Source organism: Streptococcus mitis (assembly GCF_023109515.1).
Taxonomy (GTDB): Bacteria; Bacillota; Bacilli; order Lactobacillales; family Streptococcaceae; genus Streptococcus; species Streptococcus mitis_CS.
In genome coordinates this window covers 1,053,731-1,074,384 of sequence record NZ_JALDUM010000001.1, presented here as the reverse complement: position 1 = coordinate 1,074,384, position 20,654 = coordinate 1,053,731, and the positions used below count along the sequence as shown (strand labels likewise).

Here is a 20,654-nt window from a genome sequence, read left to right as displayed (position 1 = left end):
AAAAAATTTGTCTTGTCAAATCATATCTGAAAAAATTCACTAAAATTTTATAAAAAAGCAATCAGGATAGAGAAAAAGCCTAAATCATGTTATAATGAAGCAATAGAATTCTTAGAAAGAGTGGATGTCTTGTTGATAACACCTACTTATGAATGGCAGTTTGCCCCGCAGGTAGAAGATGCGGATTTTACAAAAATAGCCAAAAAGGCTGGACTGGGTCCTGAAGTGGCTCGGTTATTATTTGAGAGAGGGATTCAGGACCAAGAAAGTCTGAAGAAGTTTTTAGAACCTTCCTTGGAGGACTTGCACGACCCTTATCTGCTCCATGATATGGATAAGGCAGTGGAGCGGATTCGTCAGGCCATTGAAGAAGGGGGAAATATTCTTGTCTATGGAGACTACGATGCAGATGGCATGACTTCGGCTTCGATTGTTAAGGAAAGTTTGGAACAGCTTGGTGCCGAGTGCCGGGTTTATCTGCCCAATCGTTTTACCGACGGTTATGGACCTAATGCCAGTGTTTACAAATATTTTATCGAGCAAGAAGGAATTTCCTTGATTGTGACGGTTGATAATGGGGTTGCTGGTCATGAAGCCATTGAACTGGCCCAGTCTATGGGAGTAGATGTCATTGTGACAGACCATCATTCCATGCCTGAAACCTTACCAGATGCCTATGCTATTGTCCATCCTGAACATCCGGATGCGAACTATCCTTTCAAATATTTGGCTGGTTGTGGAGTTGCTTTCAAGCTGGCTTGTGCCCTTTTAGAAGAAGTACAAGTGGAATTGCTTGATTTGGTCGCTATCGGAACTATTGCAGATATGGTGAGTTTGACGGATGAGAACCGTATCTTGGTTCAGTATGGTCTGGAAATGTTGGGACACACTCAGCGTATTGGTCTACAAGAAATGCTAGACATGGCTGGGATTGCCGCCAACGAAGTAACAGAAGAAACGGTTGGTTTTCAGATTGCCCCTCGTTTGAATGCCTTGGGCCGCTTGGATGATCCCAATCCTGCCATTGATTTGTTGACTGGATTTGACGACGAGGAAGCTCACGAGATTGCCCTCATGATTCACCAGAAAAACGAAGAGCGCAAGGAAATCGTCCAGTCTATCTATGAAGAAGCTAAGACCATGGTGGACCCTGAGAAGAAGGTCCAAGTCTTGGCCAAGGAAGGCTGGAATCCTGGGGTTCTAGGAATCGTGGCTGGTCGTTTGTTGGAAGAACTAGGGCAGACAGTCATCGTTCTCAATATAGAGGACGGTCGTGCAAAGGGTAGTGCTCGTAGTGTGGAAGCGGTCGATATTTTTGAGGCGCTGGATCCCCATCGAGACCTCTTTATCGCCTTTGGTGGCCATGCTGGCGCAGCAGGAATGACGCTGGAAGTGGAGAAACTCTCAGATTTATCTCAGGTTTTGGAAGATTATGTCCGTGAAAAAGGAGCAGATGCTGCTGGCAAGAACAAGTTAAATCTAGATGAAGAGCTGGATTTGGAGACACTTAGCTTGGAAACGGTCAAAAGTTTTGAACGTTTGGCACCTTTTGGCATGGACAATCAGAAACCTGTCTTTTATATAAAGGATTTTCAGGTCGAAAGTGCCCGTACTATGGGGGCAGGCAATGCTCATCTCAAGTTAAAAATTACCAAGGGTGAGGCTAGTTTTGAAGTGGTGGCCTTTGGACAAGGTAGATGGGCAACAGAATTTGCTCAAACCAAGAATCTAGAGCTGGCAGTCAAATTGTCTGTCAACCAATGGAATGGTCAAACTGCCTTGCAGTTGATGATGGTGGATGCGCGTGTCGAGGGTGTTCAACTTTTTAACATCCGTGGGAAGAATGCAGTCTTGCCAGAAGGAGTTCCAGTCTTGGATTTTGCTGGAGAACTGCCAAATCTGGCGGATAGTGAAGCTGTTATCTTAAAAACCGTTCCTGAGGATATTACTCTGTTGAAGACCATTTTTCAGGAACAGAATTTCTCTGCTGTCTATTTCAAAAATGATATTGACAAGGCCTACTATCTGACAGGGTATGGGACTAGAGAGCAGTTTGCCAAATTGTACAAGACAATCTATCAGTTTCCAGAGTTTGATATTCGCTACAAACTGAAAGATTTGGCTACTTATCTTAATATTCAACAAATCTTGCTAGTCAAGATGATTCAAGTATTTGAAGAGCTAGGCTTTGTGACGATCAAAGATGGGGTCATGACAGTGAATAAAGAGGCGCCAAAGCGGGAAATCGGAGAAAGTCAGATTTACCAAAATCTCAAACAAACTGTCAAAGATCAAGAAATGATGGCTCTTGGAACAGTTCAGGAAATCTATGATTTCTTAATGGAAAAAAGTGAATAGAGATAGAAAGAGTTGGTTTGCTGACTCTTTTTATATTCATGAATAAGCTCCAATTGGAGTCGGTTTTGTGTTATAATGAGGAAAGAGGACTAGTTGGCAGATAAACTGGTCAGTTGGCAGATAAACTGGTCAAAGGAAATCCTAGAGGTGTCAAATGGATAAGCTGAAGAAAAAGAGATTACGAGCGGACTATAAAAAGCAAGAAAGACAAAAATTCGAAGAAAGTTTGCCCCTGTCAAGGGAGCTCTTTTTTGACTTGTTTGACTTTTTGGATGTAGAGCTTGAATATCAAGCTTGTCAAGACGATTTTTTATTAACACAAACATTTCTAGAAGAGCACAATGTGGATGTCGAAACAGTTAGAGACTTTTTAGAAACAAATGGAGCCTACTGTGACTGCGAAGTGCTATTCAATGTCGCGGAAAGATTTGAAGAGTGACAGGAAGCTAGTCAGAAAACATTCTTTTGAGGAGCTTGTAGTTCTCACTTGTTTGTGCATTTGAGAAGAGTTATTTATAGTTCTTTAACTGGAAACCTTCATTTTGAAAATCATCAAAAAAATGGTATAATAGTAGGAAAAGATTCGGCTAAAAGTAATAGTGCTTTTAGAATAAAAGGGTAAGTAACCCTATAATCAAGATAAACTAAGATTTTGGAGGAAAAATGAGTAATATTAGTTTAACAACACTTGGTGGTGTACGTGAAAATGGGAAAAATATGTACATTGCTGAAATTGGAGAGTCCATTTTTGTTTTGAATGTAGGGTTAAAATATCCCGAAAATGAACAATTAGGGGTTGATGTGGTGATTCCAAAGATGGATTACCTTTTTGAAAATAGCGACCGTATTGCTGGGGTTTTCTTGACCCACGGGCATGCGGATGCCATTGGTGCTCTGCCTTATCTCTTGACAGAGGCTAAAGTTCCTGTATTTGGGTCTGAGTTGACCATTGAGTTGGCCAAACTCTTTGTCAAAGGAAATGATGCCGTTAAGGAATTTAATGATTTCCATGTCATTGATGAGAATACGGAGATTGATTTTGGTGGGACAGTGGTTTCCTTCTTCCCTACGACTTACTCCGTTCCAGAGAGCCTGGGAATTGTCTTGAAGACAGCTGAAGGTAGCATCGTTTATACAGGTGACTTCAAATTTGACCAGACAGCTAGTGAATCCTATGCGACAGACTTCGCTCGTTTGGCAGAAATCGGTCGTGACGGCGTCCTGGCTCTCCTCAGTGATTCGGCCAATGCGGACAGCAATATTCAGGTGGCTAGTGAAAGTGAAGTTAGGGATGAAATTACCCAAACCATTGCTGACTGGGAAGGTCGTATCATCGTTGCAGCTGTTTCCAGTAACCTTTCTCGTATCCAGCAGATTTTTGATGCTGCGGATAAAACAGGTCGACGTATTGTCTTGACAGGATTTGATATTGAAAATATCGTCCGCACAGCGATTCGTCTCAAGAAGTTGTCTTTAGCCAACGAAATTCTCTTGATTAAGCCGAAAGATATGTCTCGCTTTGAAGACCATGAGTTGATTATTCTTGAGACAGGTCGTATGGGTGAACCTATCAATGGACTTCGTAAGATGTCGATTGGTCGCCATCGTTATGTAGAAATCAAGGATGGGGACCTGGTCTATATTGCTACGGCTCCGTCTATTGCTAAAGAAGCCTTCGTTGCGCGTGTGGAAAACATGATTTACCAAGCTGGAGGGGTTGTCAAACTGATCACTCAAAGCTTGCGTGTGTCAGGGCACGGAAATGCGCGTGATTTGCAGTTGATGATCAATCTCTTGCAACCCAAGTATCTCTTCCCGATTCAAGGGGAATACCGTGAGTTAGATGCCCATGCTAAGGCTGCTATGGCAGTTGGGATGTTGCCAGAACGCATTTTTATCCCTAAAAAGGGGACCAGCATGGCTTATGAGAATGGGGACTTTGTCCCAGCTGGCGCGGTTTCGGCAGGGGATGTTTTGATTGACGGAAATGCCATCGGTGATGTTGGTAATGTGGTTCTTCGTGACCGTAAGGTCTTGTCAGAAGATGGAATTTTCATCGTCGCAATCACAGTTAACCGTCGTGAGAAGAAAATTGTAGCCAAGGCTCGTGTTCATACGCGTGGATTTGTTTATCTCAAGAAGAGTCGCGATATTCTTCGTGAAAGTTCAGAATTGATTAACCAGACGGTAGAAGACTATCTTCAAGGAGATGACTTTGACTGGGCAGATCTTAAAGGGAAGGTTCGTGATAATCTGACCAAGTATCTCTTTGATCAAACTAAGCGTCGTCCAGCTATTTTACCAGTAGTCATGGAAGCAAAATAAGCGATGAAATAAACGGAGAGAAAGTCGAATTTCGGCTTTTTCTTATAGAAAAATAGAGGAAAAATTATGGCAGTAATGAAAATCGAGTATTACTCACAAGTTTTGGATATGGAGTGGGGAGTGAATGTCCTCTATCCTGATGCTAATCGAGTGGAAGAACCAGATTGTAAAGACATTCCAGTCTTGTACCTCTTGCACGGGATGTCTGGTAATCATAATAGTTGGCTCAAGCGGACCAACGTAGAACGCTTACTTCGAGGAACCAATCTCATCGTTGTTATGCCCAATACCAGCAACGGTTGGTATACCGATACCCAGTATGGTTTTGACTATTACACAGCTCTAGCAGAGGAATTGCCACAGGTTTTGAAACGCTTCTTCCCTAACATGACCAGCAAGCGTGAAAAGGCCTTTATCGCTGGTCTCTCTATGGGAGGCTACGGCTGTTTCAAATTGGCTCTTGCTACAAATCGTTTTTCTCATGCGGCTAGTTTTTCAGGTGCTCTTAGCTTTCAAGATTTTTCTCCTGAGAGCCAAGATTTGGGAACACCAGCTTATTGGAGAGGTGTTTTTGGAGAGATTAAAGACTGGACAGCTAGTCCTTATTCTCTTGAAAGTCTGGCTAAAAAATCGGATAAAAAGACCAAACTTTGGGCTTGGTGTGGCGAGCAGGATTTCTTGTACGAAGCCAATAATCTCGCAGTGAAAAATCTCAAAAAACTGGGATTTGATGTGACCTATAGCCATAGTGCTGGAACTCACGAATGGTACTACTGGGAAAAACAATTGGAACGGTTCTTAGCAACCCTACCAATCGATTTCAAATTAGAAGAGAGATTAAGCTAGTTTAGTTTGTATTACTCTTTCAATAACCATGTCTTCTATGGAATAGAAACTAAAATATGTTTTTACTAGACTTTCTAAACAAAAATAGTAGAATAGTAGTTAAATTCTATTATTGTTGGAAAGAGAGTAAGAGATGTACCGTTATCAAATTGGCATTCCCGCATTAGAATATGATCAGTTTGTCAAAGACCATGAATTAGGCAATGTATTACAAAGTAGTGCTTGGGAAGAAGTTAAGTCTGATTGGCAACATGAGAAGTTTGGTGTTTACAGGGAAGAAAAATTACTGGCGACAGCTAGTATTTTGATTAAAACTCTTCCTCTAGGTTATAGAATGTTTTATATCCCAAGAGGTCCTGTATTAGATTATAAGGATGCTGAACTCTTGAACTTTGTTCTTCAATCCATTAAGTCCTATGCTCGAAGCAAGAGAGCGATTTTTGTGATTTTTGACCCAAGTATTTGCCTATCGCAAAGTTCAATCAAGCATGAAAAAATAGAATATCCTGAAAATATGGCTATTATTGAAAATTTGCAAAGAATGGGAGTAAGGTGGTCAGGAAAGACCGATGGAATGGGAGATACCATTCAGCCTCGTATTCAGGCAAAAGTATACAAGGAAAATTTTACAGAAGATAAACTTTGCAAGTCAACAAAACAAGCTATTCGATCCGCTCGAAATAAGGGTGTAGAGATTCAGATTGGTAGAGATGAATTGTTAGAATCTTTCTCGTTTTTGATGAAAAAAACTGAGAAGCGAAAAGATATCCATTTGAGGAATGAAGCCTATTATAAAAAATTGTTAGATAATTTTAAGGACAAGGCCTATATCACCTTGGCAACCTTGGATGTTTCTAAACGTTCGCAAGAATTAGAAGAACAGTTAGCGAAAAACAGAGCCTTGGAAGAGACCTTTACTGAGTCGACTCGAACTTCAAAAGTAGAAGCGCAGAAGAAGGAAAAAGAACGTTTGTTAGAGGAATTGACTTTCCTGCAGGAATATATGGATGCAGGTCAAGCAAGAGTTCCTTTAGCAGCTACCTTGACTTTAGAATTCGGACAAACTTCTGTCAATCTATACGCAGGAATGGATGAAGATTTTAGACGTTATAAAGCTCCTATTTTGACTTGGTATGAGACAGCTCGATATTCCTTTGAACGTGGCATTTTATGGCAAAATTTAGGAGGCGTCGAGAATGCTTTAGATGGTGGACTCTATCGTTTTAAAGCTAATTTTAATCCAACGATCGAAGAATACTTGGGTGAATTTACAATGCCTACCCATCCTCTCTATCCTCTGTTAAGACTTGCTCTTGATTTCCGTAAAACATTAAGAAAAAAACATAGAAAGTAAGTATATGGCACTAATTACACTCACGAAAGAAGAGTTTCAGGCTTATTCTGATCAGGTTTCTTCTCGTTCCTTTATGCAATCTGTTCAAATGGGGGACTTGTTAGAAAAAAGAGGGGCTCGAATTGTTTATCTTGCGTTGAAACAAGAAGGAGAAATTCAAGTTGCAGCTCTGGTTTATAGCTTGCCCATGCTGGGTGGCCTACATATGGAGATCAATTCGGGGCCGATTTATACCCAACAAGATGCTCTTCCAGTTTTTTATGAAGAGTTAAAAGAATATGCCAAGCAAAATGGTGTATTAGAGTTGCTTGTAAAACCTTATGAAACTTATCAAACTTTTGATGGTGAAGGTAATCCAATAGATGCTGAGAAAAAAAGTATTATTCAAGATTTGACTGATTTAGGTTATCAATTTGATGGTTTAAAAACAGGTTACCCAGGTGGAGAACCGGATTGGTTATATTGTAAAGATTTGAATGAGCTAACTGAAAAGACCTTGCTTAACAGTTTTAGTAAAAAGGGGAAAGCTTTGGTGAAAAAGGCTGATACATTTGGTATTCAGTTGAAAAAATTAAATCGTGAAGAACTTTCAATTTTTAAAGATATAACAAAAACAACCTCTGAACGTCGAGAATATAGTGATAAAAGTTTAGAATATTATGAGCATTTTTATGACTCTTTTGGAGAAAAAGCCGAGTTTGTAATTGCTATTCTAAATTTAGGAGAATATATACAAAATTTAATACATAAGCAAAAAGAATTATCTGAAAAAATAGCTACCTCATTACTCTTATTAGAACAATATCCAGATTCTGCACAAAAGAAAAAAGAACACAAAGAGTTGGCTAGGCAGTATGAAAGCTTTGAAGTTCGAAAAGCAGAAGCACGAGAGTTGATTAAAAAATATGGAGAGAAAGATCTTGTCTTAGCAGGTAGTTTATTTATTTATATGCCTCAAGAAACGACCTATCTTTTTAGTGGTTCCTATACTGAGTTTAATAAATTTTATGCACCAGCTTTGCTTCAGAAATATGTTATGTTGGAAAGCATAAAACGTGGGATCCCTAAATACAACTTTCTAGGGATTCAAGGGATTTTTGATGGTAGTGATGGTGTTTTGCGTTTTAAACAAAATTTTAATGGCTATATTGTACGTAAAGCAGGAACTTTCCGTTATCATCCATCGCCTTTAAAATACAAAGCTATTCAGTTATTCAAAAAAATATTAGGACATTAAGATGAAAAAGCCAGTATTTAGCTTTCTTTCAGCTTGTTTTAGTAAAATAAAGTTTATTTGCTAGAAAGGTGGAGAGATATGCGTTGGCTTTTTCGTTTGATAGGGGCTTTCTTTTCTTTTGTGTGGCGTTTGTTTTGGCGCCTGGTTTGGATAGCTTTTCTTTTGTGTGCTTTTGCTTTTGGACTTCTCTGGTATCTTAACGGAGATTTTCAAGGAGCGCTAAAGCAAGCAGAACGGTCAGTAAAAATTGGTCAACAAAGTATCGACCAATGGAAAAAAACAGGGGAACTGCCTAAGTTGAACCAGACAGATAGCCACCAACATTCTGAAGGAAGGTGGCCGCAGGCTTCTGCTCGTATTTACCTAGATCCGCAGATGGATTCACGCTTTCAAGGAGCTTATGTAGAAGCGATTAAGAATTGGAATCAAACGGGTGCTTTTCATTTTGAAATCGTGACTGAGGCCAGTAAGGCAGATATTATGGCTACGGAGATGAATGACGGAGGCACTCCTGTGGCAGGAGAAGCGGAAAGTCAGACCAATCTCTTAACGGGGCAATTCTTGTCTGTCACGGTACGGTTGAATCACTATTATCTGTCCAATCCTAACTATGGCTATTCCTATGAGCGCCTTGTCCATACTGCAGAACATGAGTTGGGGCATGCGATTGGCTTGGACCATACAGATGAGAAGTCTGTCATGCAACCTGCAGGTTCTTTTTATGGTATCCAGGAAGAGGATGTTGCAAACCTTCGAAAATTATATGAGACCAATGAGTAGGGGACTAACTTTCCCTACTTTTTTGCTATAATGGAATTATGAATAACTTGATTAAATCAAAATTAGAGCTCTTGCCGACCAGCCCTGGTTGTTACATTCACAAGGATAAAAACGGCACCATTATCTATGTAGGAAAGGCTAAAAATCTGCGTAACCGCGTGAGGTCTTATTTCCGTGGAAGTCATGATACTAAGACAGAGGCTCTAGTGTCTGAAATTGTGGATTTTGAATTTATCGTTACGGAGTCTAATATTGAGGCACTTCTCCTAGAAATCAACCTGATCAAGGAAAACAAGCCCAAGTACAATATCATGCTAAAGGATGATAAGTCCTATCCTTTCATCAAAATCACCAATGAACGCTATCCTCGTTTGATTATTACTCGACAGGTTAAGAAGGACGGAGGTCTCTACTTTGGTCCCTATCCAGATGTGGGGGCAGCCAATGAAATCAAGCGATTACTGGATCGGATTTTCCCTTTTAGAAAGTGTACAAATCCGCCCTCTAAGGTCTGTTTTTACTACCATATCGGTCAATGTATGGCTCATACCATCTGTAAGAAAGATGAGGACTATTTCAAGTCTATGGCTCAGGAGGTTTCTGATTTCCTAAAAGGGCAGGATGATCAAATTATCGATGACCTCAAGGGGAAGATGGCAATGGCAGCCCAGTCTATGGAGTTTGAACGTGCGGCAGAATACCGTGACCTGATTCAGGCTATTGGAACACTTCGAACCAAGCAACGGGTCATGGCCAAGGATCTCCAAAATCGGGATGTCTTTGGCTACTATGTGGACAAGGGCTGGATGTGTGTTCAGGTTTTCTTTGTTCGTCAGGGCAAGCTTATTGAGCGCGATGTCAATCTTTTTCCCTACTACAACGATCCGGATGAGGACTTCTTGACCTATGTGGGACAATTCTATCAAGAAAAATCCCACCTGGTTCCCAATGAGGTACTGATTCCACAGGATATTGACGAAGAAGCGGTTAAGGCCTTGGTGGATACCAAGATTCTTAAGCCTCAGCGTGGAGAGAAAAAGCAACTGGTCAATTTGGCTATAAAGAATGCTCGAGTCAGCCTAGAGCAGAAATTCAACCTGCTAGAGAAATCTGTCGAAAAGACACAGGGGGCTATTGAAAATCTAGGACGCTTGCTCCAAATCCCAACCCCAGTTCGTATCGAATCTTTCGATAACTCCAACATCATGGGGACCAGTCCTGTTTCAGCCATGGTGGTCTTTGTTAACGGCAAACCAAGTAAAAAAGATTACCGTAAGTATAAAATCAAGACCGTAGTCGGGCCAGACGACTATGCCAGTATGAGAGAAGTCATTCGCAGGCGCTATGGCCGAGTACAGCGTGACGGTTTGACTCCTCCAGATTTGATTGTCATTGACGGGGGACAAGGTCAGGTCAATATCGCCAAGCAAGTCATCCAAGAGGAGCTGGGCTTGGATATTCCCATTGCAGGTCTGCAAAAGAATGACAAGCACCAAACCCATGAATTGCTTTTTGGAGATCCGCTTGAGGTGGTGGAGTTATCTCGCAATTCTCAGGAATTTTTCCTCCTCCAACGCATTCAAGATGAGGTGCACCGCTTTGCCATCACCTTCCATCGCCAACTGCGCTCCAAAAATTCTTTTTCATCACAACTGGATGGAATTGAAGGGCTGGGACCTAAACGCAAGCAAAATCTTATGAAGCATTTCAAATCTCTAACTAAAATCAAGGAAGCCAGTGTGGATGAGATTGTCGAAGTTGGGGTGCCAAGAACAGTCGCAGAAGCTGTGCAGAGGAAGTTGAACCCGCAGGAGGCAGAAGCCTTGCCTCAAGTGGCGGAAGAAAGAGTAGATTACCAAACGGAAGGAAACCACAATGAAACATAAAATCGCAATTTTATCAGATATTCATGGAAATGCGACGGCTTTAGAAGCAGTGATTGCAGATGCTAAAAATCAAGGAGTCAGTGAATACTGGCTTCTGGGAGATATTTTTCTTCCCGGTCCAGGTGCAAGTGACTTGGTAGCCCTGCTAAAGGACCTTCCTATCACAGCCAGTGTTCGAGGCAATTGGGATGATTGTGTCCTTGAGGCCTTGGATGGTGAATATGGTTTGGAACATCCACAAGAAATCCAGTCAATGCGAATGACCCAGTTTTTGATGGAGCGAATGGATCCTGCAACGATTGTCTGGTTACGAAGCTTGCCTTTGCTGGAAAAGAAAGAGGTTGCTGGGTTGCGCTTTTCTATCTCTCATAATTTACCTGACAAAAATTATGGGGGTGACTTGTTGGTTGGGAATGATACAGAAAAATTTGACCAACTGCTAGATGAGGAAACGGACGTGGCAGTCTATGGTCATGTCCACAAGCAGTTGCTTCGTTACGGCAGTCAAGGGCAACAAATCATCAATCCAGGGTCGATTGGCATGCCCTATTTTAATTGGGAGGCGTTAAAAAATCACCGTGCCCAGTATGCCGTGATAGAAGTTGAAGATGGGGAATTGGTAAATATCCTATTTCGTAAAGTCGCTTATGACTATGAAGCGGAGTTGGAGTTGGCCAAATTCAAGGGGCTTCCTTTTATCGAAATGTATGAAGAGCTACGACGAGAAGACAACTATCAGGGGCACAATCTGAAACTCTTAGCCAATTTAATAGAAAAGCATGGGTATGTAGAGGATGTGAAGAATTTCTTGGAGGCTATAAAGTCAGAATATAAGATGGACTAGTTTCTTTAAGCAGCTGAAAATTAATTGGAACTGGATGAGGGGATTCCTGATTTAAATGGTTTTCTTCATTCGGTTGCTTATCCTTGTTCCAGTTTGTTTCTACGAAAAATCTCTGCAAGCTCTTTCAAATTATGGTAGAATGGAAGCAGTAGAATTAGAAAAGGAAATCGATTATGAAATTTCTTGAATTAAACAAAAAACGTCATGCGACTAAGCATTTCACTGATAAGCCGGTTGATCCAAAAGATGTGCGTACGGCTATCGAAATTGCAACCTTGGCACCAAGTGCCCACAACAGCCAGCCATGGAAATTTGTAGTGGTGCGTGAGAAAAATGCCGAACTAGCAAAATTGGCTTACGGTTCAAACTTTGAACAGGTATCATCAGCGCCTGTAACTATTGCCTTGTTTACAGACACAGATTTGGCTAAACGTGCTCGTAAGATCGCTCGTGTTGGTGGTGCTAATAACTTTTCTGAAGAGCAACTTCAATACTTTATGAAAAATTTACCTGCGGAATTTGCCCGTTACAGTGAGCAACAAGTCAGCGACTACCTAGCCCTCAATGCAGGTTTGGTTGCTATGAACTTGATTCTCGCTCTTACAGACCAAGGAATTGGATCAAATATGATTCTTGGATTTGACAAATCAAAAGTCAACGAAGTTTTGGATATCGAAGACCGTTTCCGCCCAGAACTCTTGATCACAGTGGGTTACACAGACGAAAAATTGGAACCAAGTTACCGCTTGCCAGTAGATGAAATCATCGAGAAAAGATAGAAAGAAGAAAGAAATGACAACAATTGATTTTACAGCAGAAGTAGAAAAACGCAAAGAAGACCTCTTGGCTGACTTGTTTAGCCTTTTGGAAATCAACTCTGAACGTGATGATAGCAAGGCTGATGCCCAGCATCCATTTGGGCCTGGTCCAGTAAAAGCCTTGGAAAAATTCCTTGAAATCGCAGACCGCGATGGCTACCCAACTAAAAATGTTGATAACTACGCAGGACATTTTGAGTTTGGTGATGGCGAAGAAGTTCTCGGAATCTTTGCCCACATGGACGTGGTGCCAGCTGGTAGCGGTTGGGACACAGACCCTTACACACCAACTATCAAAGATGGTCGTCTCTATGCGCGTGGGGCTTCAGATGATAAGGGACCTACAACAGCTTGTTACTATGGCTTGAAAATCATCAAAGAATTAGGCCTTCCAACTTCTAAGAAAGTCCGCTTTATCGTCGGAACAGACGAAGAATCAGGCTGGGCAGACATGGACTACTACTTCGAGCACGTAGGACTTGCAAAACCAGACTTCGGTTTCTCTCCTGATGCTGAGTTCCCTATCATCAATGGTGAAAAAGGAAATATCACGGAATACCTCCACTTTGCAGGAGAAAATACAGGTGCAGCACGTCTTCACAGCTTTACAGGTGGTTTACGTGAAAATATGGTACCAGAATCAGCAACAGCAGTCGTTTCAGGTGATTTGGCTGACTTGCAAGCTAAACTAGATGCCTTTGTTGCAGAACACAAACTTAGAGGAGAACTCCAAGAAGAAAACGGTCAGTACAAGGTTACCATCATTGGTAAATCAGCCCACGGTGCTATGCCTGCTTCAGGTGTCAATGGTGCGACTTACCTAGCCCTCTTCCTTAGCCAGTTTGACTTTGCTGGTCCAGCCAAAGACTATCTTGATATCGCTGGGAAAATTCTTTTGAACGACCATGAGGGTGAAAATCTCAAGATTGCTCATGTGGATGAAAAGATGGGTGCCCTTTCTATGAATGCGGGTGTCTTCCGCTTCGATGAAACAAGTGCTGACAATACCATTGCCCTTAATATCCGCTATCCAAAAGGAACAAGTCCAGAACAAATCAAGTCAATCCTTGAAAACTTGCCAGTTGCTTCTGTTAGCCTTTCTGAACATGGTCATACGCCTCACTATGTGCCAATGGAAGATCCACTTGTGCAAATCTTGTTGAATGTTTATGAAAAACAAACTGGTCTTAAAGGTCACGAGCAAGTCATCGGTGGTGGAACCTTTGGTCGCTTGCTAGAACGAGGTGTTGCCTATGGTGCCATGTTCCCAGACTCAATTGACACCATGCACCAAGCCAATGAATTTATCGCCTTGGATGATCTCTTCCGAGCAGCAGCAATCTATGCCGAAGCTATTTACGAATTGATCAAATAAAACGATAGAAGTCTGAGATTGTATGCTTAGACTTCTTTTTGGAGGGAAAGTAGATGTCTCAAATTGAAAGAATCAAGCAGGCTATTATGGCAGATCCGCAGAATGCTACCTATACAGAGCGCGGCATTGAGCCTCTCTTTGCAGCGCCAAAGACTGCTCGCATCAATATCATCGGTCAAGCGCCTGGTCTTAAAACTCAAGAAGCAGGCCTTTACTGGAAGGACAAAAGTGGTGATCGTTTGCGGGACTGGCTAGGTGTGGATGAAGATACCTTTTACAATTCAGGATATTTTGCTGTTTTGCCTATGGATTTCTACTTTCCAGGGCATGGCAAGTCAGGTGATCTGCCACCGAGAACTGGCTTTGCAGAAAAATGGCATCCACAGCTCTTGCAAGAATTACCAGATATTCAATTGACCCTCTTGATTGGGCAATATGCCCAGGCCTACTATTTACAGGAGAAAGTCAGTGGCAAGGTGACAGAACGGGTAAAACACTACCAGAACTACTTGCCAACCTATTTTCCACTAGTTCATCCCTCACCGCGAAATCAAATCTGGATGGCTAAAAATCCTTGGTTTGAGTCAGAAGTGGTGCCAGATTTGAAAAAAAGAATTAAAACTATTTTATAGTCAATGAAAATCAAAGAGCAAACTAGGAAGCTAGCCGCAGGCTGTACTTGAGTACGGTAAGGCGACGCTGACGTGGTTTGAATTTGATTTTCGAAGAGTATTAGGAGAAAAAGAATGAAAGAAATAACCTTTGACGCATTTTACCAGCTTTACCAAAATGAGCAACTTTCTTTAGTGGACGTGAGAGAAGTGGATGAGTTTGAAGCTCTTCATTTAGAAGGTGCTCAGAATCTTCCTCTGAGTCAATTGGCCGATATCTATGATCAGTTGGACAAGAACCAGTTGCATTATGTCATTTGTAAATCTGGAATGAGATCGGCGCGTGCTTGCCAATTCTTATCAGAACAAGGTTATGAGGTTATCAATGTCCAAGGTGGCATGATGGCCTTTGAAGAACTTTAAACATTACAATTTTCTCCTACTTGGTGTAATCTCGGTAGGAGAATTTTATTTTTAGATAATTCTTATTTTTAAGAATCTTGAAAACATTCAATATTTACTTCGTGAAGCTTTTTTCATACTCCTATTCATGATATACTAGGTCAGTATTTTATAAATATGAAGGAGATTTTCATGGCTAAAAAAGGTGCCCTAACAGGTTTACTCCTGTTTGGAATATTTTTTGGTGCGGGGAACTTGATTTTTCCGCCTTCTCTAGGTGCTCTATCTGGAGAACATTTTCTTCCTGCCATCGCAGGTTTTGTCTTTTCAGGCGTCGGTATCGCCGTCTTGACTCTTATTATTGGAACGCTAAATCCTAAAGGATATATCTACGAGATTTCAACAAAGATAGCGCCTTGGTTTGCGACTCTTTACCTCTCAGTTCTTTATTTGTCAATCGGTCCATTCTTTGCTATCCCGCGTACAGCTACAACAGCTTACGAAGTAGGGATTAGCCCTCTTTTGTCGGATGCAAATAAAGGTCTTGGTTTGATTGTCTTTACAGTTCTTTATTTTGCAGCGGCGTATTTAATCTCGCTTAATCCATCAAAAATCTTGGACCGTATCGGCCGTATTTTAACACCAGTCTTTGCGATTTTGATTGTTATCTTGGTTGTTCTAGGAGCTTTCAAATACGGTGGAACAAGTCCTCAAGCTGCTTCAGCTGCTTATCAAGCTTCTGCTTTTGGTACAGGATTCTTAGAAGGTTATAATACTTTGGACGCCCTTGCCTCAGTTGCCTTTAGTGTGATTGCAGTTCAAACCTTGAAACAACTTGGTTTCTCAAGTAAGAAAGAATACATTTCAACTATTTGGGTGGTTGGTATCGTTGTTGCCCTTGCCTTCAGTGCTCTTTATATCGGTTTAGGTTTCCTTGGAAATCATTTCCCAGTACCAGCTGAAGCGATGAAGGGTGGAACACCAGGTGTTTACATCTTGTCACAAGCCACTCAAGAAATCTTTGGCTCAACAGCTCAACTCTTCCTTGCAGCTATGGTTACCGTAACCTGCTTCACAACAACAGTTGGTTTGATTGTGTCAACAGCTGAATTCTTTAATGAGCGCTTCCCACAAATCAGCTACAAGGTTTATGCTACAGCCTTTACCTTGATTGGATTTGCCATTGCCAATTTGGGTCTTGATGCGATTATCAAGTACTCAATCCCTGTACTGGTTATCTTGTACCCAATCACGATTGCTATCGTTATGATTGTCATTGTCAACAAATTTGTAGCTCTTTCAAAACCAGGTATGCAGTTGACAATTGCTGTGGTTACAGCCATTGCCATTGCAAGCGTACTAGGAAGCTCATTTAAAGTTGAGTTTCTTGCAAATCTTGTCAACGCTCTTCCTTTTGCCAAGGCATCACTCCCATGGTTAGTACCAGCCGTTGTCGGAATCTTGCTCTCATTGGTTCTACCAAACAAGCAAGAAAGCGATGTTTTTGAAATGGAATAATCATTAAAATCACTTTTGTAGTCAAGGCTACAGGAGTGATTTTCTTTTTTTATCCGATGATAAATGTGTTATAATAGGTAGCAAAAGAGGTGAAGAAATGAATCAAACAGTAGAATATATCAAAGAACTGACAGCCATTGCGTCGCCAACGGGCTTCACTCGGGAGATTTCGGACTATTTAGTCAAGACTTTAGAAGGTTTTGGTTACCAGCCGGTTCGCACAGCTAAGGGCGGTGTCAATGTGACCATCAAAGGTCAAAATGATGAAGAGCATCGCTATGTGACTGCCCATGTAGATACGCTGGGTGCCATTGTCCGTGCTGTCAAACCAGACGGCCGTCTCAAACTGGATCGTATCGGTGGCTTTCCTTGGAACATGATTGAAGGAGAAAACTGTACCGTTCATGTGGCTAGCACAGGTGAAAAAGTATCAGGAACCATCCTCATCCACCAAACTTCTTGCCATGTCTATAAGGATGCAGGAACTGCAGAACGCACTCAGGACAATATGGAAGTGCGTTTGGACGCAAAAGTGACCAATGAAAAAGAAACTCGTGCCTTGGGGATTGAGGTCGGTGATTTTATTAGCTTTGATCCACGAACCGTCGTGACAGAGACAGGTTTTATCAAGTCTCGTCATTTGGATGACAAGGTCAGCGCAGCGATTTTGCTTAACCTGCTTCGTGTTTATAAGGAAGAGAAGATTGAATTACCCGTAACAACTCATTTTGCTTTTTCAGTCTTTGAAGAAGTGGGACATGGGGCTAATTCTAATATTCCTGCTCAGGTAGTAGAATATCTGGCTGTGGATATGGGAGCTATGGGAGATGACCAGCAAACAGATGAGTACACAGTATCTATCTGTGTCAAGGATGCTTCTGGACCTTATCACTATGACTTCCGTCAACATTTGGTTGCTTTGGCGAAAGAACAAGATATTCCATTTAAACTGGATATCTATCCATTTTATGGTTCGGACGCTTCAGCAGCTATGTCTGCAGGGGCAGAAGTCAAACACGCCCTTCTCGGTGCTGGTATCGAGTCTAGTCATTCTTATGAGCGTACTCATATTGACTCGGTGGTCGCAACGGAACGTATGGTTGATGCTTATCTTAAGAGCGCATTGGTAGACTAATATGTGTTTGATTTGCCAGAGAATTGAGCTCATCAAGAAGGGAGAAAATCCCTATTTTGTCAAAGAGTTGGAAACAGGCTATCTTGTGATTGGAGACCACCAGTATTTTGCAGGCTATAGTCTCTTTCTAGCCAAGGAACATGTCACCGAATTGCACCATTTGAAAAAGGAGACAAGACTCCGTTTTCTAGAAGAAATGAGTGTGGTCCAAGAGGCAGTTGCCAAGGCCTTTGCTGCTGAGAAAATGAATATCGAACTGCTAGGAAATGGCGATGCCCATCTTCATTGGCATCTGTTTCCTAGACGAAGAGGTGACATGAATGGTCACGGTCTCAATGGACGTGGTCCAGTCTGGTGGGTTCCTTTTGAAGAAATGACAGCGGAAACATACCAAGTAAAAACGGATGAGATTAAAAGATTAGTCGAATGTTTATCGTCAGAAGTAGATAACCTATTAGAAATAAAGGAGTAGAAATGAAAAAAAGATACCTTATCTTGACAGCCTTGCTAGCCTTGAGTCTAGCGGCTTGTTCACAAGAAAAAACAAAAAATGAAGATGGCGCAGCTAAGACAGAACAAACAGCTAAAGCTGATGGAACAGTCGGAAGTAAGTCTCAAGGAGCTGCTCAGAAAAAAGCAGAAGTGGTTAATAAAGGAGACTACTACAGCATCCAAGGGAAATACGATGAAATCATCGTAGCCAATAAACACTACCCATTGTCAAAAGACTACAATCCAGGGGAAAATCCAACAGCTAAGGCTGAGTTGGTCAAACTCATCAAAGCTATGCAAGAGGCAGGATTCCCGATTAGTGATCATTACAGTGGTTTTAGAAGTTATGAAACTCAGACCAAGCTCTATCAAGATTATGTCAACCAAGATGGGAAGGCAGCAGCTGACCGTTATTCTGCTCGACCTGGCTATAGTGAACATCAGACAGGCTTGGCCTTTGATGTGATTGGGACAAATGGTGATTTGGTGACAGAAGAAAAAGCGGCCCAATGGCTCTTGGATCATGCGGCTGATTATGGTTTTGTTGTCCGTTATCTCAAAGGCAAGGAAAAGGAAACAGGCTATATGGCTGAAGAATGGCACCTTCGTTATGTCGGAAAAGAAGCAAAAGAAATTGCTGAGAGTGGTCTTAGTTTGGAAGAATACTACGGATTTGAAGGCGGAGATTACGTCGATTAATACTCTTCGAAAATCAAATTCAAACCACGTCAGCGTCGCCTTACCGTACTCAAGTACAGCCTGCGGCTAGCTTCCTAGTTTGCTCTTTGATTTTCATTGAGTATAAAAAAACTTTTCTCTTGCAATTCTAGATAAATAGTGTATAATAGATGAGTATGTGTAAAGCATACTTGTGGGAGGTAAAAATCTTTAATTACCGCCAAAACCACAAAGGAGGATTTAAAAATGGCTAAAAAAGTCGAAAAACTTGTAAAATTGCAAATCCCTGCTGGTAAAGCTACACCAGCTCCACCGGTTGGACCTGCTCTTGGTCAAGCTGGTATCAACATCATGGGATTCACAAAAGAGTTCAACGCTCGTACAGCTGACCAAGCTGGTATGATCATTCCAGTTGTTATCTCAGTTTACGAAGATAAATCATTTACTTTCATCACTAAAACACCACCAGCTGCTGTTCTTTTGAAAAAAGCTGCAGGTGTTGAAAAAGGATCAGGTACACCTAACAAAACTAAAGTTGCTACAGTTACTCGTGCACAAGTACAAGAAATTGCAGAAACTAAGATGCCAGATTTGAACGCAGCAAACGTAGAGTCTGCAATGCGTATGATCGAAGGTACTGCTCGTTCTATGGGATTCACTGTTGTTGACTAATCAATAACACCCCCAATATAACCCGCAAGACTTCATCATTTCGAGAAGTGACGTGGGAGATGAAAATCGATTGAACCACTTACAAGGAGAATAGAAAATGGCTAAAAAAAGCAAACAACTTCGTGCTGCTCTTGAGAAAATCGACAGCACAAAAGCATACAGCGTAGAAGAAGCTGTAGCACTTGCAAAAGAAACTAACTTTGCAAAATTTGACGCAACTGTAGAAGTTGCTTACAACTTGAACATCGACGTTAAAAAAGCTGACCAACAAATCCGTGGAGCAATGGTATTGCCAAACGGTACTGGTAAAACTTCACGCGTTCTTGTTTTCGCACGCGGTGCAAAAGCTGAAGAAGCAAAAGCTGCTGGTGCAGACTTTGTTGGTGAAGATGACCTTGTTGCTAAAATCAACGACGGTTGGTTGGACTTCGACGTAGTTATCGCAACACCTGACATGATGGCTCTTGTTGGACGTCTTGGACGTGTCCTTGGACCACGTAACTTGATGCCAAACCCTAAAACTGGTACTGTAACAATGGATGTTGCAAAAGCAGTTGAAGAGTCTAAAGGTGGTAAAATCACTTACCGTGCTGACCGTGCAGGTAACGTTCAAGCAATCATCGGTAAAGTATCATTTGAAGCTGAAAAATTGGTTGAAAACTTCAAAGCTTTCAACGAAACAATCCAAAAAGCAAAACCAGCTACAGCTAAAGGAACTTACGTAACAAACTTGACTATCACAACTACTCAAGGTGTTGGTATCAAGGTTGACGTAAACTCACTTTAATCAGTAGTTTATATCAAAGAACGAGTACGAAAGTGCTCGTTTTTTTGTTTTATTTCACTATACTTCATTATTCAACTATCTTGGAAAACCTCAAAAGTTGGTAGAAAGTTTTGCAATCGTCTTTCTAAAGTTAAATGATAAAAGGAAAATATATAAAAATGAGATAAAGCAATCGTTTTACAAGGTTAGCTTTAAATAAATATACAAAAATACTGATAAAAACTAACGAAGATTTAAATATAAAAAGAGGGTAGAAAATATTCAGAAAATAGGAACAAAAGCGACAATTTTAAAAATTATGACCCTTATAAAATGCTGATAATTCAGGAAAAATATAAAGTTAAATTTTAGATGCCAAAATATGGATTGTTTAAAAATTTGAGACAAATAAATTGATTGTTAAGTATAAGTGTGGTATTATTTATATACATGTTAGTGGTGAATTATATAAAATTTCCTCTCAACTATGTAAAAAAATTGCTGATGGATTTTTTTTGGGATTTTTAACTAACATGATGAAAATAAAAGGAGGTTGT

At 41.1% G+C, this 20,654-nt stretch carries 19 protein-coding genes; all 19 read left to right on the top strand.

The window, feature by feature from the left end; translation table 11 throughout:
- The first annotated feature begins 132 nt into the window (after positions 1-132).
- Positions 133-2,358 (top strand): single-stranded-DNA-specific exonuclease RecJ, encoded by a 2,226-nt coding sequence (gene recJ / locus M1G05_RS05220; RefSeq protein WP_247953320.1) that lies wholly within the window; start codon positions 133-135, stop codon positions 2,356-2,358.
- Between the two features lie 154 nt (positions 2,359-2,512).
- Positions 2,513-2,797: a DUF2695 domain-containing protein gene (locus M1G05_RS05215; protein ID WP_084925724.1), complete on the top strand. Its 285-nt coding sequence runs from the start codon at positions 2,513-2,515 to the stop codon at positions 2,795-2,797.
- A gap of 224 nt (positions 2,798-3,021) precedes the next feature.
- Positions 3,022-4,683, top strand: a complete 1,662-nt coding sequence (locus tag M1G05_RS05210) for a ribonuclease J (protein WP_084886691.1) — start codon at positions 3,022-3,024, stop codon at positions 4,681-4,683.
- 66 nt (positions 4,684-4,749) lie between these two features.
- Positions 4,750-5,529: an alpha/beta hydrolase gene (locus M1G05_RS05205; RefSeq protein WP_024057563.1), complete on the top strand. Its 780-nt coding sequence runs from the start codon at positions 4,750-4,752 to the stop codon at positions 5,527-5,529.
- 133 nt (positions 5,530-5,662) lie between these two features.
- Complete coding sequence (locus M1G05_RS05200) at positions 5,663-6,883, top strand: peptidoglycan bridge formation alanyltransferase MurM (protein WP_247953266.1); 1,221 nt, start codon at positions 5,663-5,665, stop codon at positions 6,881-6,883.
- A 4-nt stretch (positions 6,884-6,887) separates the two neighbouring features.
- Positions 6,888-8,120: an aminoacyltransferase gene (locus tag M1G05_RS05195; protein ID WP_247953265.1), complete on the top strand. Its 1,233-nt coding sequence runs from the start codon at positions 6,888-6,890 to the stop codon at positions 8,118-8,120.
- Between the two features lie 78 nt (positions 8,121-8,198).
- The gene (locus tag M1G05_RS05190) at positions 8,199-8,900 is read left to right on the top strand and encodes a M57 family metalloprotease (RefSeq protein ID WP_247953264.1); all 702 of its coding nucleotides are present in this window, start codon (positions 8,199-8,201) and stop codon (positions 8,898-8,900) included.
- A gap of 38 nt (positions 8,901-8,938) precedes the next feature.
- A complete protein-coding gene (gene uvrC, locus M1G05_RS05185) occupies positions 8,939-10,786 on the top strand; it encodes an excinuclease ABC subunit UvrC (protein ID WP_247953263.1) in 1,848 nt (615 codons plus the stop codon).
- Positions 10,776-11,630 (top strand): metallophosphoesterase family protein, encoded by an 855-nt coding sequence (locus M1G05_RS05180; protein ID WP_000680852.1) that lies wholly within the window; start codon positions 10,776-10,778, stop codon positions 11,628-11,630. Before uvrC ends, M1G05_RS05180 begins: the two co-directional genes overlap by 11 nt.
- A 173-nt stretch (positions 11,631-11,803) precedes the next feature.
- Positions 11,804-12,409 (top strand): nitroreductase family protein, encoded by a 606-nt coding sequence (locus tag M1G05_RS05175; RefSeq protein WP_247953262.1) that lies wholly within the window; start codon positions 11,804-11,806, stop codon positions 12,407-12,409.
- 13 nt (positions 12,410-12,422) lie between these two features.
- The gene (gene pepV / locus M1G05_RS05170; protein ID WP_247953261.1) at positions 12,423-13,823 is read left to right on the top strand and encodes a dipeptidase PepV; all 1,401 of its coding nucleotides are present in this window, start codon (positions 12,423-12,425) and stop codon (positions 13,821-13,823) included.
- Between the two features lie 53 nt (positions 13,824-13,876).
- The gene (locus M1G05_RS05165) at positions 13,877-14,455 is read left to right on the top strand and encodes a uracil-DNA glycosylase family protein (RefSeq protein ID WP_247953260.1); all 579 of its coding nucleotides are present in this window, start codon (positions 13,877-13,879) and stop codon (positions 14,453-14,455) included.
- A 114-nt stretch (positions 14,456-14,569) separates the two neighbouring features.
- Entirely contained in the window at positions 14,570-14,857 is a 288-nt protein-coding gene (locus M1G05_RS05160) for a rhodanese-like domain-containing protein (protein ID WP_045612121.1), read from the top strand.
- Positions 14,858-15,028: 171 nt separating this feature from the next.
- Entirely contained in the window at positions 15,029-16,354 is a 1,326-nt protein-coding gene (brnQ, locus tag M1G05_RS05155; RefSeq protein ID WP_033685412.1) for a branched-chain amino acid transport system II carrier protein, read from the top strand.
- Positions 16,355-16,451: 97 nt separating this feature from the next.
- Positions 16,452-17,489: a M42 family metallopeptidase gene (locus M1G05_RS05150; protein WP_084930459.1), complete on the top strand. Its 1,038-nt coding sequence runs from the start codon at positions 16,452-16,454 to the stop codon at positions 17,487-17,489.
- 1 nt (position 17,490) lies between these two features.
- A complete protein-coding gene (locus M1G05_RS05145; RefSeq protein WP_247953259.1) occupies positions 17,491-17,961 on the top strand; it encodes an HIT family protein in 471 nt (156 codons plus the stop codon).
- A gap of 2 nt (positions 17,962-17,963) precedes the next feature.
- Positions 17,964-18,680, top strand: coding sequence for an LD-carboxypeptidase LdcB/DacB (gene ldcB / locus M1G05_RS05140; protein WP_049500178.1), 717 nt, complete (start codon positions 17,964-17,966; stop codon positions 18,678-18,680).
- A gap of 225 nt (positions 18,681-18,905) precedes the next feature.
- Positions 18,906-19,331 carry a 50S ribosomal protein L11 gene (gene rplK / locus M1G05_RS05135; protein WP_001085807.1) on the top strand — a complete coding sequence of 142 codons (426 nt, stop codon included), beginning with the start codon at positions 18,906-18,908 and terminating at the stop codon, positions 19,329-19,331.
- A gap of 97 nt (positions 19,332-19,428) precedes the next feature.
- On the top strand, positions 19,429-20,118 hold the full coding sequence (gene rplA, locus M1G05_RS05130) for a 50S ribosomal protein L1 (RefSeq protein WP_001085675.1): 690 nt from the start codon (positions 19,429-19,431) through the stop codon (positions 20,116-20,118).
- The last annotated feature ends 536 nt before the right edge of the window (positions 20,119-20,654 follow it).